Genomic DNA, 15218 nt, shown 5'->3' with positions numbered 1-15218 from the left:
GCGCCCTTCAGACAGTCGTTCTGAACGCTTCTAGGGCCGCACTTCCATCCTCGAAATGCCGCACGCCCAGCAGCGCATCGACCGATCCGAGCGCGTCGACAAGCAACACCGCGACATAGTTCCGCCCGTCCAATATTCCGCTCACCGCGATGCGATCGAGCGCGTCTTCCTCGTCCCAATCGAGGCTATCGTAGCTGCCGAGCCAGCGTTCGCGCGCCCTCGCTTCCCAGTAAAAGTCGGCGCCCTCGGCCTCGATAAACTGCCGCGCCAGGCCTTCTGCTGCCGCACTTCCGAACTCGATTTCGAGCCCGGCAACGAGCCGTTCGAACACCCGGGCTTCACCCATATCGATCGAAGATTGAAACATGATCCTTCTCCTTTGCGAAACGCCCTCCTCATCGAGGACAGTCCTTCGAAGGCGGGCGGCGGCGCGGCTGTCAGGGCCGCGCGGAGCGCAGCGCAGCGCGCCGCGAAGCGGCGGCGGGGGAGCCAATTTTCGAAGAAAATTGGGGGGACCGCCGGCCTTGCACAGCCGCGCCGCCGCCCGTTATACTTGGCCTTGCCGAGACGAGCCTCCACCCTCCCGCGGCCGCGCGACGCCACTGGTACGGCGCTTTCCGGTCGCAGTTACCGGCGCCTTTCGCCGCATCATCCGGACGAAACTCTCGCGGAATACGAGCGGCGAAAGGCCCCCGCACCGTCGCCGGTACGGGGGCGTCCGGGGCCGGTTCAGTCGGCAGGATTCCAGATCAGCGCATAGCTGTCGTCGTCGTCCTGCCCCGCGGCGCGGCCGAGATTGCAATAGAGCCGGCGCGGTCCGAACTCGGGGGCGGCAAGCGTCAGCGACACATATTGTTCGCCCGAGACCTGCCCCACGCGAAGCCAGCCCGCGCCGATCTCGACGCCGTCCGAATAGACCCGGTAGTCGGGCTGGGTCTCGCCGGCCTTGCTGCGGTTCGTCCGGACCTCGATGCCCGCACGGATCGTCAGCGTCTTGAGCTGCCCGACAAAACCCTTGTCGATGCTGCCGTTCACATAGCCGATAGCTGCCATTTTTCGTCTCCTCGAAACCGCCGCAGGGACCATCCCCGCGGCATGGGCGGACCGAAGAACGGCGCGATGGCGCCGCGCGAACCCGAAGGGCCGCAGCGAAGCGGAGGACTTGAGGCGGACGATTATTTGAAGCGACGCGGCCGCGAGGAGCGCGTGGCACACGCGCGGGGAAATAATCGCCCGCCGATGGTTTCGCGCGGCGCCGCGCCGGTCCAGGTCGCTCGCCCGGCGCGGGGTGATGGGCCTGTGGAGACAAGAGGAAAAAGACGGGGTAGCGGCTATGCGAACGGCAGCGCCGATCGATCAGCGTTTGCCGGGGCGGCGCCTCCGCGCCGCCGCGTCGTCCCGGATCACGCGCATCATGGGAGCGATTTCGGGCATCACGACCGGAACAATATCGTCGACGGTGCCCATCGCGCGACCGGTGGCCGCCGGTAAGGAAGGCAAGGAAGACTGTCGCACGATGACGCACATCGCGGGCGCGGCCACTTGCCGCTTCGCCCTTTCGGGAAAGCGCGCTAGAACGGCGCACCAGCCACCGGAGTCGGGGCCGTTAGCGACCCGCGGTCCATGATTTCGGCAGCTTGGGGGCGATGCATCATCGATGCGCATGTCGTCGGGGCGGTGGGAGGGGGAAAACCGCACCGCCCCATATTTCCGGCATCACCGGCGTACGCCGCACCCGTCCGCCGGTTCACCAGTGTCATAGAGACAATCGCGACAAGGTCGCGCGTCGTTTTTGGCGCGTTCGTCCAATGCGAATCGCGCGCTGCGCGGCAGGACGCGCCCGGCGACATCTTCTACCGACCGGAGGCCCGTAGCGACCCGCGGCTCCCGGTATCAGTGGGGGCGATGACCGAGGTCATCGTTTGGCGGCGTGCGGAGCGATCCGCACGCCGCTTCTTTCCTTCTGCAATTTCGCGCGCCGAGGCCGCTCACGGCCGAGGCGCGCGCAACGAAAAAGGCCATCGCGCCGATCCGAGCCGCAGCGCGGCGAGGGACGGCGCGATGGCCGTTCGGGATCGAATGCGGCGGAAAAAAGGGCGGGCGGCGAGCCGCCCGCCCTTTCCTCAAGCCGCGAGCGGCGGGGCCTCGGCTTCGGCCTGGCTGCAGTTCCCGGCATCGCCATCGGCATCCATGTCCAGACCGGCGGGACCACCATAGGCCATTTCGGCCTCGATCATCGCTTCGAGATCGGCGCCCCAGCGCGCATGCGCGCGGACACTGCCAACACCGCCGCGCGGCGTATATGCCGCAGGCGGAAAGTTCATCCATCCGGGGACCCACGGCGCGACCTGCGCGCGCCCGTTGGTGCCGTCCAGATGATCGGCGATGATCGCTTTCAGCGCCTTCGCCTTCTCCTTTTCGTTCGCATTCGCGACCTCGGCGCCCGCGACTTCGCCGACGATGGCGAGCAGCACCTCGCGGTCGCGAAGCTGATCGAAGAAGGCCGCGTCGGCGTGCCAGTGCCTGCGCATATCGGTGCCGAGATGGAGCCCGATCGCCTCGACCGCGAGGCTTCCCGCCTGCAATGTTTCGCCCATGACGATCGCGACGACCTCGATCACCACGGGATCGGGAAGTTCGAGCAGACGCGCGAATACGCTGGCGAAGACCGGCCGATCATAGCCCGACCCGGTGACCGTCGGCGCCTCGGGATCGAAGCCGAGGACGCCAAGCACCGCGCGCCGCTGCGCATCGAAGGCGGCCTCGGCGGCAGAGCTTTCGACGCTCTCGGCGATATCCTCCTTCGGCGCGCGCTGGCTCTCGACATCGACGCGGTAATGATCCGTGCCCGCGATGACATGCGCGACCATCGCCCGCAGCGCGACCCCGCCATGGCGCGCGAGGTCGGCGCGAACGGCGGCGTGGCGATGGAGGTCGATATAGGCGTTCATCGCCGATGTGACCTCTGGCCGGGCCGCTTTGACGCTGTCGCCAGACCCGCTCGCGCTGGCGCCGCGCGCGGCTTCCTTCACCGTGACGAAGCCTTCGTGAAAGGTCACTTCGCCGCTGTCGCGGACCTCGACATAGACACGCCCGCCCTTGCGTTTCGAGGCATGGGCATGATCCCACGAGCGGAACCATTCGCCGCGCGCAAGTATGGCGACATCGCTCCAACCCGCGTCGATATAGGCGATCTTGCGCGCCTCGATCTCGGCCATTTGCGCGGTCCAGAAGACATCGCTGTCGGCGAAGAAACGCTCCTCGCCGAACAGGTCGGCGACGATGGCGGCGCCGCTCGCCTCGGCGTCGAACAGCGCATGCTGCACCGCAATCGCACTGCCGCCGAAAAGCCATGCTTTCAATTGATGACCGGTCGGACAATAGGCGTCCTTGTCGTCGTGCAACGCGAGCCAAGCGGTCTGCTGGCTCTTCGAGGCAAGGGTCAGATGGCGCACCGTCGCGGCGTCGATCTCGCCGCCGCGATAGAGAGTGCGAATGCGCGGAAGCAGCGCCCCCAATGCAAGGATGCGCTTCACCGCCGACACCTCGAAGCCGAAGATATCGGCGATTTCTTCGACATTGCGTCCCGCCTTGACCAGCGCGCCGAACGCCTCCCACTGGCTGACTTCGTCGGGCTTCACGCGCGCGAGATTTTCGAGCATCGATGCCTCGATGGCGGCGGCATCGTCGGCGTCGTCGAGAATTGCGCACGGCAGCGGCTTCACCGCCCCGCCTTCGCGCGCAACGGCATTCATGGCTGTGAAGCGGCGGCGCCCGGCGACGATCTCGAAATGACCGGCGGAACAGTTCGGCCGCACGAGCAGCGGCACGAGCACCCCGCGCGCGCGGATGCTCGGCAATATGTCCGCGACGTCGGGGTCCTTGCCCTTGCCGCGCATATTGGTTTTCGCAATCGACAGCTTGTCGAGATCGATAAAATCGAGTTTCATGATAGTTGCTCCGTGTGAGCGCCGGTTCCGTCTCGGGGGCTAGTGGGACGGAACCGGCTTAGATGACGGCGAAAACGCGCCGCCGCGTCAGCTGTCCTCCCCCTCCGCGCCCGGATCGGAGCGAGGGTCGGGTTCGGGCAGAAGCCGGTCGGCCTTGCGGCGCCTGAGCGCCGCTTCGGCGCGCGTGATCGAGCCGAGCCGCTGCGCGGTCTCGGTCCAGACCGAGAGCGGCGCGAGCGGGTCGAAGGTGCGGTCGCGCTCGATGGCGAGGCCGAACGGAAGCCGCACCGCTTTGATTTCGCCGAGCGAAAAGCAGCCAAGTTCGGGGCAGCCGAAGCCGAGATCGGCGAGGCCGAAGAGCGTGTCGCCATCCTCGGCGAGTTCGGTGGCGATCCATGTCGCCGCGCCCACGGGGCTGAAGAATTTGACGACGGGCCACGGGTCGAAGCGCTCATCCCGCGCGGCGTGGATGCGGCTCGTAAGGCCGTTCGCGTGGAGCGCGAAGGCGAGGCTGTGGGGAAGCAGGTTCATTGCCCCTCCCCCGCCGTATCCGCGCCGCGCGCGGCGCGCGCCGCTTCGGGTGCAAAGGTCATGAGATAGTCCGCCGCCTTGCTCGCGAGGCTCGCGGCCTTGAAGATCGCGCGCGTATCGGCGCGCAGGATCGCGAGCCACGCGCCGATATAATCGGCGTGGCGGACCGTCGGTTTGATCCCGAGCGCGGCGCAGAGGAAGGCGCTCGCGAGCTCGGCGCAAAGTTCCTCGCGGCCATAGGCGGCGCTCGCGAAGGCCCCCGACTGGTCGCGGTCCAGCCGCGATGGATGCCCGGTCCAGTGGCCGAGTTCGTGCAGCGCGGTGCGATAATAATCGATCTGGCTGTGGAATGCCTGTTGCGGCGGCACCGCGACAAAATCGTGCGAGGGCGAATAATAGGCTTCATGGCCGCCGATGCGGAAATCGGCGCCGCTCGCCGCGATCAGCGCCTCGGCGATGGGCATTGTTTCGCGCGGCGGGAGCGCCATGTCGGTCAGCAGGCAACGCGGCGGCAGTCCTTCGCACTGATCGACGTTAAAGACAGTGAAGCGCTTGAGAAACGGGACCCCGCGCTCGCCTCCCCGCGCATCGCCGCCGCTGCCGCCGCCGATATCGCCGCTGCTCGCAGCGCGCGCTGCGCCCGGTGCATGCGGCGCGCTCGCGCCGTCTCCTCCGCCGCCTTTCGGCGTGAAGCGCGCGGCATAAAAGATCGTCGTGCCCTTTTCGCCCCGGCGCACCGCGCCGCCCGCGCCAAGCGCCTGACGGAACGTCAGCCAGCGCTGCGCGGCAAAGCCGCGCGCCGCCGCCTCGCTCCAGAGGATCAGGATGTTGATGCCCGAATAGCTGCGCCCGCTATCGGCGTTGCGGGGCAGCCCCGGCGCGAAGGCGGCGGCATCCCATGGCTGAACCCATGGGACGCGCCCGGCTTCCAGCTCGCCGACGATGCGCGCGGTGACCTCGTCGTAGAGCGACGCGCGCGTTGCCGCCGCGTCTCGCTCGCTACGGACCGCCGCGCGACGCCCGCGCCTTTTGGACCTGCGGACCTGAGCGGCATTCATCGGCATTGGCGTTGGAGCCAGTGTCGGCACCGCACCCGATGCGGTTTTTCGTGTCGACGTCGGCGTCAGTGTCGATGCCGCTGTCCCCGACATCTCAGGGCTGTTCGAAAGCGCCTCGCGGCCATCGGCCAAGGCTTGCGGATCATAAACCATCGGTGCGGGTCCTCCTGACCAAAAACCGCCGCGGCCGGCCCCGGACGGCGGGGCGGGCGGCAGATCAGGACAAGGGGGTCGCCCCCGGAGGCGGGTCCGCACCCGCAGGGCCGAAGCGAAGCGGAGGAGCCGGAAGAATGACGGTTTGCGGAACCGCCGGGCGGCCCCATGGCCCTGCGCCGCCCGAACCGCCGTTCCGGTGCGCCGCTTCACAAAGCGCCGCCGCGCGCCGCCAGGCGCGCGGCGTCATCAGAGCGATGCTGTCGCCCGACCCCTTTGTCGTTTCACACCCTCGGTCGGACATGACAGACGACGGGGAATCGAAATGAACCCGGTGGAATGAACCCGGTCGGCCGACGCCGGGATCAAGCAAAGCCCGGCGCAAGCGCCTCCCGATGATCGCCGGCGCGGCGGCCCGTCAGGGCGGCCGCGCCGGCCGGAGCGATAATGGCGCCCTTGGCGAGCCGCAGGCGGAGCGGCGTGCGCACGGATGCGGCGGGTCGGCCGTGGCGCCGCCATGGCCGGAACAGCGCGGCAGCGCTGTTTACCCGCCGCGAGACGTGCGCCGCCGCTGCGTCAAGACAGCGAGCCCAAGAGCGCGTGCGCGGTCGAAAAAGCAAGCGCGCGACCTCTGGCGGCGGCCCGCGCCGCCAGTGTGCGCCCATTTCCCGCCGCGCTCATTTTCAGCCGCACGCAATCGACGACATAACATGCCGGTCGCCTGTTTCCTTCCTGAAACGCGGCCGATCAGCGCCTGATGAAGAAGATGTCGTTCGGGACGGCTGGGGGTTGGTTATCCGGCGATTTCGGCTTGGCCCCGATGACGGCGCGCGCCGGAGTTCCGCGTGGGGGCGGCGGTACGTCGCTCCTCGCGACCCTGCGCAGATAGTCGCGCGTTTCGCCGGGAAGCGCGCGGCGGCCCTCAAGATAGGCCGCGTACCGCGCCGGTCCCGCATTATAGGCGCCAAACAGGCCGGGATAGCCGAAACGATCGTACATCAGGCGCAGATAGAGAGTGCCGGCAAGGATATTGTCGCGCGGCGCATGCGGATCCTGGCCGAGCCCCAAGCGAAGTCGCATCTCGGCCCAGGTGGCCGGCATCAGCTGCATCAATCCCATGGCGCCGGCATGACTGACGGTCGGGCGACCGTGCCAAAGCGTTCGTCCGCCGCTTTCGGCGACCATGACGCGTTCGATCCATGGCACCGGAACGCCAAATCGCCTCGAGGCTTCCTCGATGTGCGACCGCCAAGGCGCCGCCCCGCTTGCCGCTTCGGGCGCTGGCGCGGCGAGCGCGGGCTGTGTCTCCGCCGTTGCCGGCCCCGCCGAAGCCGCCGTTGCAGCCATGGCTGCGGTCGCAGCCACTGCCGCCGCGCCTTTCGTGAGGCCGAGAAGCCTCAGCGCGCCCACAGCAACTGGACCTTGCCGACGATATCGCTCTCAGCGGTCGGACCGAAATAGCGCCCGTCGAACGACGCAGAACCCGGCATGAGCAGCAGATACTCGCCGCGGCGGAGGACGATGCAGCCCGACCAATGCGGCATTGGCCGTCCCGCGCCGTCAAAATCGAGCCGGCGCGCGGCGCGCAGACCGTTGACCGCGATATCGGCGCCGACCGCACAAACACGGTCGCCTGCCGCTGCCGCTACGCGTTTGATCAGCGGGACGTTGGCAGGAATATAGCGGCGCTCGCTGCCCAGGATGCGCCAGCGCGGCTCCAGCCTTGCCGCCACCAGATCGCCCCGGGCAAGGGGCGCCCTGCCCACCGCATAGAGACCGATGGCCGCGCTTTCGGAGACGTTCCAGATAAGCAATGGCCCGGGCGGGTCGAGCAACGTTGCGACGACCGCGGCGCCAACGCATGCGGCGGTGACCGTCAAACAGGATTTCCGGCGAAGGACGGCCGAATTGCGCAGCGGCAGGAGCCCCAGCAATCTCGCGGAGCGGCCGTCACGCATCGCGTTCTCGCTGCGCGATCGTATCGCGGGACCAGGCATCGAGATCCTCGGCGCAATAGAAGACGAGGCGGCCGTGCCTGCGAAAGCGCGGTCCCTGCCCGCTGACGCGCAATTTTCTGAGTTTTCGCCAGCCGATGCAGAGATAGGCGGCGGCCGCGTGGGTGTTCATGAACGGACGGATGTCAGCCATGGCGGCAAATCCCGCCATCGGCATTCCGTCGCGCGGCGCGGCGGCAATGAAGTGCGAAAGGGTGTTCCATGGTCGACTCCAGGCTTGTTGAGCAACAAGTCGACCAGCAATGCGGAACGCTGGGCATCCCCAGATCTAGGGAATAATCTCGTCGACGCCGATCAGCCCATGTCGCTGCGCGATCCGCGCGAGCTGCGTGCGACTGCGGACGGCGTAAGTGTGGCGCAGATATTTCATATGCGTGAGCACGGTTGAGAGCGCGACGCCCATGCGCTGTGCAATCTCGGCGTCGCTGTGCCCCAGGGCCGCGAGGCGAAGGCATTCGAGGCGGCGCGGACTGAGGGGCGGTGGACCGTCTTCGTCGGGGGCGGGATAGCCGTAGATGCGGCGCACTTCAGCGAACGCTTCGTCGACGATCCATGCGGCAGCGCGGCAATAATCGCGTGGAGGAAGCTCGGTGGCTTGGGTGGCGAGCGATCCGCTGCCAGGCGGCTCGCCGGGAACGCCTATGGGAACGGTGATACCCAGGCACAGTCCGTGGCGCGCGGCCTCGTCGAGGATCGGCCGATGAACGCGGCTTCGCCCGAGGATCGAGCCGAGTTCGCTCCATGCGAAACATCGGTTCGTTCGCAGCGAGGCGAGGTGAACCGGATCGCGGCGATAATAATGACGCGCGATGAAGATGTCGTGCCATTCGCCATAATTGTCGAGGCAGAAATAAGCAGGCTCCTGGCGAACGAACCAGACCATCTGAACGAGCGCCACGCGGTCGAAGCCGAGTTCGCCTACAGCATCGACGGTATCGGTCAGGACATCGCGGTCGCGCCGCGCGGCGCGAACCGATTTACGGTGCTGCTCGATCAGCCGCTCGATCGGCACGAGGGAAACGGGCGAAGATCGCACGCACCATCGCCGGGAGGGTGCCCCGACGCATAGACCGAAACGCTGCGCCCGCTATGCCGGGGCCCTATTCGGCAGCCTGGTTCGCGCGCGACCTGCATCTGCCCTCCTCTGGAATGACGACCGACAGGTCTCGACCAGAAGAGCCGCCTCCGCCATCCCAAGAAAAGGGGTGCGAACGGCGGAATTTTTGGGAAGCGTGCCGAGCCCGATTCCGCTCCGGCCGCATCGCCGGCAGCGCATGATCCTTGCCACGGGCGTCTTTTTGACAAGAGTGTAAACATGCTCGATTCGCATGATCTTCTAGCTGAGGACGCCGAGCGCTGGGCGCGACTGACCGCGAAGCATCGCGCCTGCCTCGACCTGCTTCTCGAGCATCGGACGTCCAAACAGATTGCTCGGATACTGGACATTTCGAAGCCGACGGTCGACCAGCGCATCGCGGCGGCGCGGGTCATCCTCGGCGCAAGCGATCGCGGCGATGCCGCTTTGCGCTATGCCCGGCTCAAGGCGATATATGATCAAATCATATATGATCCGATACAGCTTCCCCAGAGCCGCAAGCTTGTGTCATCCGACTTTGCGAACGGTGACCCAGCCAGGACGACAGCGCCCGAAGAACGCGCCTCGCTCCTCGCACAGCCGTTCGGGGATTTTTGGAGGCCCGACCACCCTCCGACGACGCGAGGTACGATAACCGCTGTCATATTGGTCCTGACAGTCTTTCTCGTTCTCGCCGGCCTGGTGATCGGCGACGTCCTGACGCGGCTGATCTCCGGCTGACCCCTCCCACCAACCGCAACCAGCATCGGGGGTCCGTCTGCCGGTCCCCGGAAAGGAGAAGCTATGTCCAGTTCCATCGCAAGCACAGCCGCCCGCCTCCAGCGCGACGTACCCGCCACCGAATTTCGGATCGACGACGCGCTGCTCGCCGTATCCTCGCTCATGACGACGATCGTGACCGCGCGGCGCGACATCGACAACATTCCTGCCGTAGCGGGCCAGGCGACGATCCAGCGCCTCGCAAAGGCGCAGCTCGCGCTCGTCGGCGTGAGCGGGGACGTCTTGCGGGTCCATGGCGAACTCGCGCGCATCGCCACGGAAACCGCGGGGTACGATCTTCACGAATGTCCCGAGGCAGCCCCGTCGGCGGGGCTCCCGCTTCGGAGCGTTGCATAGCGCCATATTGACCCCGGAGCAGCCAGCGTGGAAAAAAGTCCTGATGCGAACCGCCTTGTTTCTGGCTTTCTTGCTGGCTGCGATTGGGTTCGCCGCCTGGCGGGGGGGCGGTCCCGAACGCGCGATGGCCGCAATTGCGCTCGGACTGGTGGGCGCGGACGGGATTCTGCACCGATATATTCCGGTGGAGTTTGCGACGCTCGACGTGGGACATCTGGCGATCGATGTTTTTGGCGTAGCCGCTACCGCAACGCTCGCGCTCTGTGCGCATCGCTTCTGGCCGATGATCGCGGCCGTCCTCCATATCCTCCCACTCATGGCGCACATGAGCCGGGCGCTCGACATGACGCTGCATCCGGCGGCCTATCTCACGATGCAGGTGGCGGCGTCGTGGCTGGTGCCACCCCTGCTCATCCTCGCAACCTGGCGTCACCAGCGGCGCTTGCGGCGGCGGGGCAGCGATCCGTCCTGGCACGCCTGGTGGCGTGCGTCGAACCGGGCAACGCCGAGATCGTAGCGGCGCGGCTCATCACCGAGTTTCGAAGTCTCGCCCGCCTGCTATCGCAAAGCCCGGACGCGATCGCGCGGGTCGTGGGCCGCGACAGTGCGATCATCCCGCTGCTGCTCGCGTCGCGCGACGCCATGAGCGAGGCGATGCGCGGTGAACTGCATGACAGGCGGATTACCGCGTCGAGCCGCAGACTGACCGATTATCTGAAGATTTCGATGGGCGGCCTGCCCGACGAGACGCTGCGCATTCTGTTCCTGGACGCGCGGCACAGATTGATCGCCGACGAGCAGATGCAGCGGGGAACGATCGATCAGGTCGTGCTCTATCCGCGGATCATTCTGCGCCGCGCGATCGAGCTCGATGCGGAGGGGGTCATTCTTGTCCACAATCACCCGAGCGGCGACCCGACCCCGAGCTCCGCCGATCTCTCGGTCACCGAACGGCTCGCCGCAATGGCGCGATCGCTCGATATCGCCGTCGTGGACCACATTGTGGTCACGGCGACATCGCATCGAAGCATCGTGCAACCGAGCGGCGCATCCGGCGACAAAATAGGACAGGCCTTCGGCCTGCGCTCGGGTGGGGACAATTTGCCGCGCGGTGACGGCGCCGGTAGCACCCTCGGCGCCGCCTTGTCGGACGCACTTGCAAACGCGCGGCGATCGGTCCGACGTCTCCTGCTGCGCCGGCAGTTGCTGGATGCCGACAGGCTGTTCGGCGATCCGGCGTGGGATATGCTCGTCGAACTCTTCATCGCTCATTGCGAAGGCGCGGCGGTCCCGACGGGAGCGCTTGGCATCGGTTCCGGACTTTCATCGAGCAGCGCGCAGCGCCTGGTCCAGCGGTTGGTCGACGCAGGGCTCATAGTGCGCGCCCCCGATCCCGACGATGGACGACGCCATTTCGTCAGCCTGGCGCCGGACATCGCGCACCGTCTGACAGCCTATTTCGTCGCGCACGACGAGTAAAAGCCCGCGCACCCCGGGGATGGTCCGGCTATTATAGGAATTGGTTCAAGCAGCTGAATTAGAACCAGTTTCGGGATCGATTTTTCATGGCGGCCCCTTCAATTGCCGGGCTTCATCGGCTACTATTTGGGCGCCGGTTGTCATCTGGCGAAACGGTAGCGGCAAAAGCCGGCCTTGAGATGACAGGACCAATCGCGCGATCGTTCAGCGAGGCCGGACCGGGAGAGGAACCCGGAAAAGCGCCATTGAGGAGCGGCTGCCGGGCGAAGGGTCCGGAACCCGTCGGCGGCCGACGATCCCCACCATGCATAACCGACTGATACAAAAGCTTGCGTCCGGTATCGCTTCATCGGCGACCGAGGACCAACTTTACGGCGCCTTGTCGAGCGCCGCCTCACGGCTCGGCTTCGATCATTTCGCGCTGGCCTACGACCGCCGCGGCGCCAGCGGGCCAGCCTCGCTGCTGATCCACGACTATCCGGAGCACTGGGCCCAGCTATATGTCAAACTCGACCTCGGCGGCATCGATCCGGTCCGGCGCGCCGCCGAGCGATCGATGACCGGTTTCGGCTGGCACGCCCTCGACCAGTATATTCCGCTGACCAAGGGCGATCGCAGGATGCTCGAGGTCGGCCGCGAACATGGGGTGAGCGACGGCTTTACGGTCCCGCGGCATCTCCCCGGCGAAGCGAGCGGGGCCTGTTCTTTCGCGGTCGGTCCCCAAAAGCAGATGCCGTGCGGCATGTTCATGGCCGCCGAGATTATCGGCGCCGTCGCCCTCACTGCCGCGCGGAGCCTGATGGGCGCGCCGAGGCCGAATGATCGGCCAAGGCTCAGCGAGCGGCAACGCGAATGCGTCCTGTGGATCGCACGCGGAAAAACGGCAGGCGAAACGGCCGCGATCCTCGGCATCAGCGAGGAAACCGTTGTCCAGCATCTCAAGGTCGCGCGCGACCGCTACGACGTCCATTGTCGCCAGATGCTGATTCTTTGCGCGCTGTTCGACGGCCTAATCGGCTTTTCGGACATTTACGACTGGTGGCACGACTGACGGATAACCGGGGGTGGCGAGGCGCAAACCATCCCCATTTCTTGGTATCGCCGAAATCCGCCGGACATGGTCTGATTCCGCCTCTCACCAAGCGAGGAAAAGTCATGACCGATCAGCTCACGCGGGCGCAGCAGGCGCCCGGGAATGCGGCGATGCGCGCGATGTTTACGGCCCGGAAGCGGGTCTTTGTCGACATGTTACGGTGGGATCTACCAGTTCTCGAGGACATGTACGAAATCGACCAGTTCGATACGCCCGACGCCGAATATCTCATCCTGCTTGGCGACGGAGGCGACCATCGCGCCTCGGCGCGCCTTCTTCCGACCACTGCGCCGCATCTTCTGGGCGACCTCTATCCCTGGCTGTGCGACGAAGCGGTGCCGCGAGGCCCCTCGATCTGGGAGATCAGCCGGTTTTGCATCGACCCCGGCCAGCCCGCGTCCGAACGCCGCAGCGCGCGCGACGAGCTAGTCAGCGCGCTCGCCGACTATGCGCTGCGCCACGATATCAGCGATTATACCGGCGTTGCCGAGTGGAACTGGTTCCAGAAGATCATGCGCTTCGGCTGGTCTTGCCGACCGCTGGGTCATGCGACCGACGAAGGCGCCTCAAAGCTTGTCGCGCTTCGCATCCGGATCGACGCCGATACCAAAGCCGGCCTGGAAGGTGCCGGAACCTATGTGCCGTCGGGACTTGTCCACTATGAGAGCGGGGAGACGGCCCAATGAAACGCGATCTCTCACCGGACGTGGCCGCGGCAAAACTTGTTCTGGAGCTTTGGGCCAAGGGCTATGCCATCATCAAAAGCTGCAGACCCCCGAAGTTCCTGACCAGCCTCGGCGACGACCTCGGTCCGCTGTTCGCCAAAACGCCCTTTTGCAAAGGGCCATTCTACGGCAACCGGACAAAGCGGATCGGGGGCGTGCTCAAGCGGTCGTCGCGCGTGCGATATCTGGTGCAGGACCCCGTCATCCTGCCCGCGGTCCAGCGAATTCTCGGCGGCGGCTGCGACCGCATCCAGCTCAACGTCGCGCAGGCCATCGAAATCCACCCGGGCGAAGTCCGGCAGTTTCCGCATCGAGATCATGACATGTGGCCGTGCGTCAAGGGCGAGCAGGAATTTCTCGTCAATGTCATCTGGCCGCTGACGCCGTTCACCGCGGACAATGGCGCAACCCAGATTTACCCGAACAGCCACGGCCTCGACGGGATGGAGAAAGCCGATCTCGGATCTCCGGTCGTCGCCGCGTGCGAACCTGGATCGGCGATTTGCTTTCTCGGTTCGACCGCGCATGGTGCGGGATCGAATCTCAGCGCGGACGTCAGACGCGGCCTCGTGATCGGCTACAGTCTCGGCTGGCTCAAGCCCTATGAAAATCCCTGGCTCGCCTACCCGCCCGAGGTGGCCCGGACCTTCAACCCCCAGCTCGCAGCCCTTGCGGGCTACGCGCAGCACCGGCCCAACCTCGGTAATTACGAAGGCAGGTGCCCCTCGGTGCTGCTCGGAGACCATGTGCCCCGCCATTTGGGAGCGATCGATGCGCTTCGCCCTGACCAGGCGTCGGCGGTGGCCGCCTTCGCCGCCGCCGAGCGGCGCGCGCGATGAGTCCCGCGCACGTCATCGAGCCGACCTACGAGGCGATCAAGCGGCGGCTGATGCGCGGCGAATGGGCCGGCGGCGCGCGCCTCGATTCGACCCGGATCGCGGAAACGCTCGGCGTCAGTGTCACCCCGGTGCGCGACAGCCTCTATCGGCTGGCGGGTGAGAGGATGGTCGACTTTACGCACGGCGAGGGTTTCCATGTCCATCGGCTCACCGAAACCGAACTCCGCGACATGCTCGAGCTTAACCTCATTCTGCTTCTCGCCGCGATTGCAACCGCTCGTGGGCAAGGGGAAGAGACGAATCCGGAGTTTGCGGACGATGCCGATCCCGCTGCGGTGCTGTTTGCGGCTGTCGCACTACGCTCCGGCAATGCCGAGATCTCCGCGGCGATCGCGGCGTTGAACGATCGGCTTCACGCAGCGCGCCGCCTGGACGCCGATATATTGGAAGAGGTGGCGACCGAGCATGAAGTGCTCGGCGCCGCACTCGCCGGCGAGATGTATCCAGACGGTTCAGCGCGGGGCATCGTGCTTCGTTATCATGAGCGCCGCGCGCGTGAAGCGGCCACTTATGCGCGTCGGCTCGCCGAACGGGCGAAATCCTGAAATCGCGCGTGGCTCTCGGCACGCGAAGCACGGGGAGGCTCCTGACTTAACCGGCGAACCTGCGCCCGGGACCGGAAAACGAAACAAAGTCGAGCCACGATGACGCAAGCGCCGGGGTCATCACCGTTCCCCTCCGGAGCCAACCTGGGATGGACCGCATCCCTGACCGCCCCCTGCCCGGCGCGACGCAGACCCAGGCGCGGAAACGCCTCGCTATGATTGGCGACCGCAAGGACATATCATCGCCGCCTCCGTACTGCGCGCGGCGTCGCCCCGGCAGCTCGCCGCTTGCGCGACGGACAACGAACGGCTGCACGAATATCCTTGGCCGTCTCAACAGTCGGCACCGGTAACCGTCGCGGGGCCGCATCGCCGATCATCCTCGACCAGACGCCGGCGCCGACCCCGGGGATTTCTCCGCAGCGTGCGGCAGCAAGCCGGATCGGCGGGATTGCGGTGTTTGATCGTCCGGATTTGCGCCGGCTGACGTTGCCGTCACCTTCGCTCAAAAAAAATTCCGCCCCAACTAAGGTAATCTCGCAGGACGCATCTTCCCTC

Annotated in this window: 18 protein-coding genes; 8 read left to right on the top strand and 10 right to left on the bottom strand. The window is 66.3% G+C overall.

All coding sequences use genetic code 11. The features are described 5' to 3' along the window. Positions 1-7 precede the first annotated feature (7 nt). The 10 genes from ACOTSS_RS04660 to ACOTSS_RS04615 all read right to left on the bottom strand — a co-directional run bounded on the left by ACOTSS_RS04660 (position 8) and on the right by ACOTSS_RS04615 (position 8743). Positions 8-367, bottom strand: a complete 360-nt coding sequence (locus tag ACOTSS_RS04660) for a hypothetical protein (RefSeq protein WP_448690364.1) — start codon at positions 365-367, stop codon at positions 8-10. 362 nt (positions 368-729) lie between these two features. Then, the gene (locus ACOTSS_RS04655; protein ID WP_448690363.1) at positions 730-1053 is read right to left on the bottom strand and encodes a DUF736 domain-containing protein; all 324 of its coding nucleotides are present in this window, start codon (positions 1051-1053) and stop codon (positions 730-732) included. Positions 1054-1356: 303 nt separating this feature from the next. Beyond that, positions 1357-1542 carry a hypothetical protein gene (locus ACOTSS_RS04650; RefSeq protein WP_448690362.1) on the bottom strand — a complete coding sequence of 62 codons (186 nt, stop codon included), beginning with the start codon at positions 1540-1542 and terminating at the stop codon, positions 1357-1359. A 581-nt stretch (positions 1543-2123) separates the two neighbouring features. Continuing rightward, positions 2124-3950, bottom strand: coding sequence for a ParB/RepB/Spo0J family partition protein (locus ACOTSS_RS04645; RefSeq protein ID WP_448690361.1), 1827 nt, complete (start codon positions 3948-3950; stop codon positions 2124-2126). 87 nt (positions 3951-4037) lie between these two features. Continuing rightward, positions 4038-4481 carry a DUF2958 domain-containing protein gene (locus tag ACOTSS_RS04640; RefSeq protein ID WP_448690360.1) on the bottom strand — a complete coding sequence of 148 codons (444 nt, stop codon included), beginning with the start codon at positions 4479-4481 and terminating at the stop codon, positions 4038-4040. Further along, a complete protein-coding gene (locus ACOTSS_RS04635) occupies positions 4478-5539 on the bottom strand; it encodes an ArdC family protein (protein ID WP_448690359.1) in 1062 nt (353 codons plus the stop codon). The genes ACOTSS_RS04640 and ACOTSS_RS04635 overlap by 4 nt, the downstream gene beginning before the upstream one ends. Before the next feature lie 900 nt (positions 5540-6439). Further along, the gene (locus ACOTSS_RS04630) at positions 6440-6877 is read right to left on the bottom strand and encodes a lytic transglycosylase domain-containing protein (RefSeq protein WP_448690358.1); all 438 of its coding nucleotides are present in this window, start codon (positions 6875-6877) and stop codon (positions 6440-6442) included. Positions 6878-7089: 212 nt separating this feature from the next. Further along, a complete protein-coding gene (locus ACOTSS_RS04625) occupies positions 7090-7650 on the bottom strand; it encodes a S26 family signal peptidase (protein WP_448690357.1) in 561 nt (186 codons plus the stop codon). After that, positions 7643-7858, bottom strand: coding sequence for a DNA-binding protein (locus ACOTSS_RS04620; protein WP_448690356.1), 216 nt, complete (start codon positions 7856-7858; stop codon positions 7643-7645). Before ACOTSS_RS04620 ends, ACOTSS_RS04625 begins: the two co-directional genes overlap by 8 nt. A gap of 117 nt (positions 7859-7975) precedes the next feature. Further along, positions 7976-8743, bottom strand: a complete 768-nt coding sequence (locus ACOTSS_RS04615) for a helix-turn-helix transcriptional regulator (protein ID WP_448690355.1) — start codon at positions 8741-8743, stop codon at positions 7976-7978. Positions 8744-9022: 279 nt separating this feature from the next. On the opposite strand from ACOTSS_RS04615, the gene ACOTSS_RS04610 reads away from it, so the two are divergent. From ACOTSS_RS04610 to ACOTSS_RS04575, 8 genes are all read left to right on the top strand, one after another. Further along, complete coding sequence (locus tag ACOTSS_RS04610; RefSeq protein WP_448690354.1) at positions 9023-9523, top strand: sigma factor-like helix-turn-helix DNA-binding protein; 501 nt, start codon at positions 9023-9025, stop codon at positions 9521-9523. Positions 9524-9586: 63 nt separating this feature from the next. Beyond that, positions 9587-9919 carry a hypothetical protein gene (locus tag ACOTSS_RS04605; protein ID WP_448690353.1) on the top strand — a complete coding sequence of 111 codons (333 nt, stop codon included), beginning with the start codon at positions 9587-9589 and terminating at the stop codon, positions 9917-9919. 43 nt (positions 9920-9962) lie between these two features. Continuing rightward, entirely contained in the window at positions 9963-10436 is a 474-nt protein-coding gene (locus ACOTSS_RS04600; protein ID WP_448690352.1) for a hypothetical protein, read from the top strand. Next, on the top strand, positions 10400-11398 hold the full coding sequence (locus tag ACOTSS_RS04595) for a JAB domain-containing protein (RefSeq protein WP_448690351.1): 999 nt from the start codon (positions 10400-10402) through the stop codon (positions 11396-11398). Before ACOTSS_RS04600 ends, ACOTSS_RS04595 begins: the two co-directional genes overlap by 37 nt. Positions 11399-11777: 379 nt before the next feature. After that, on the top strand, positions 11778-12449 hold the full coding sequence (locus ACOTSS_RS04590; RefSeq protein ID WP_448690350.1) for a LuxR family transcriptional regulator: 672 nt from the start codon (positions 11778-11780) through the stop codon (positions 12447-12449). Then, positions 12437-13177: an acyl-homoserine-lactone synthase gene (locus ACOTSS_RS04585; RefSeq protein ID WP_448690349.1), complete on the top strand. Its 741-nt coding sequence runs from the start codon at positions 12437-12439 to the stop codon at positions 13175-13177. Before ACOTSS_RS04590 ends, ACOTSS_RS04585 begins: the two co-directional genes overlap by 13 nt. Next, positions 13174-14055 (top strand): phytanoyl-CoA dioxygenase family protein, encoded by an 882-nt coding sequence (locus ACOTSS_RS04580; protein ID WP_448690348.1) that lies wholly within the window; start codon positions 13174-13176, stop codon positions 14053-14055. Before ACOTSS_RS04585 ends, ACOTSS_RS04580 begins: the two co-directional genes overlap by 4 nt. A 50-nt stretch (positions 14056-14105) precedes the next feature. Further along, a complete protein-coding gene (locus ACOTSS_RS04575) occupies positions 14106-14660 on the top strand; it encodes a GntR family transcriptional regulator (RefSeq protein ID WP_448690347.1) in 555 nt (184 codons plus the stop codon). Positions 14661-15218: the final 558 nt, after the last annotated feature.

The organism is Sphingopyxis sp. NJF-3 (assembly GCF_053514865.1).
Note: the sequence above shows the minus strand (reverse complement) of the source record. Positions and strands in the feature narration are given on the sequence as shown.

What these genes read in the sequence shown, in the direction of transcription:
- ACOTSS_RS04655 (WP_448690363.1), bottom strand. Translation starts at nt 1,053, where the DNA reads ATGGCAGCTATCGGCTATGTGAACGGCAGCATCGACAAGGGTTTTGTC.
- ACOTSS_RS04600 (WP_448690352.1), top strand. Translation starts at nt 9,963, where the DNA reads ATGCGAACCGCCTTGTTTCTGGCTTTCTTGCTGGCTGCGATTGGGTTC.
- ACOTSS_RS04635 (WP_448690359.1), bottom strand. Translation starts at nt 5,539, where the DNA reads ATGAATGCCGCTCAGGTCCGCAGGTCCAAAAGGCGCGGGCGTCGCGCG.
- ACOTSS_RS04575 (WP_448690347.1), top strand. Translation starts at nt 14,106, where the DNA reads ATGCGCGGCGAATGGGCCGGCGGCGCGCGCCTCGATTCGACCCGGATC.
- ACOTSS_RS04610 (WP_448690354.1), top strand. Translation starts at nt 9,023, where the DNA reads ATGCTCGATTCGCATGATCTTCTAGCTGAGGACGCCGAGCGCTGGGCG.
- ACOTSS_RS04630 (WP_448690358.1), bottom strand. Translation starts at nt 6,877, where the DNA reads ATGGTCGCCGAAAGCGGCGGACGAACGCTTTGGCACGGTCGCCCGACC.
- ACOTSS_RS04625 (WP_448690357.1), bottom strand. Translation starts at nt 7,650, where the DNA reads ATGCGTGACGGCCGCTCCGCGAGATTGCTGGGGCTCCTGCCGCTGCGC.
- ACOTSS_RS04660 (WP_448690364.1), bottom strand. Translation starts at nt 367, where the DNA reads ATGTTTCAATCTTCGATCGATATGGGTGAAGCCCGGGTGTTCGAACGG.
- ACOTSS_RS04640 (WP_448690360.1), bottom strand. Translation starts at nt 4,481, where the DNA reads ATGAACCTGCTTCCCCACAGCCTCGCCTTCGCGCTCCACGCGAACGGC.
- ACOTSS_RS04580 (WP_448690348.1), top strand. Translation starts at nt 13,174, where the DNA reads ATGAAACGCGATCTCTCACCGGACGTGGCCGCGGCAAAACTTGTTCTG.
- ACOTSS_RS04645 (WP_448690361.1), bottom strand. Translation starts at nt 3,950, where the DNA reads ATGAAACTCGATTTTATCGATCTCGACAAGCTGTCGATTGCGAAAACC.
- ACOTSS_RS04605 (WP_448690353.1), top strand. Translation starts at nt 9,587, where the DNA reads ATGTCCAGTTCCATCGCAAGCACAGCCGCCCGCCTCCAGCGCGACGTA.
- ACOTSS_RS04620 (WP_448690356.1), bottom strand. Translation starts at nt 7,858, where the DNA reads ATGGCGGGATTTGCCGCCATGGCTGACATCCGTCCGTTCATGAACACC.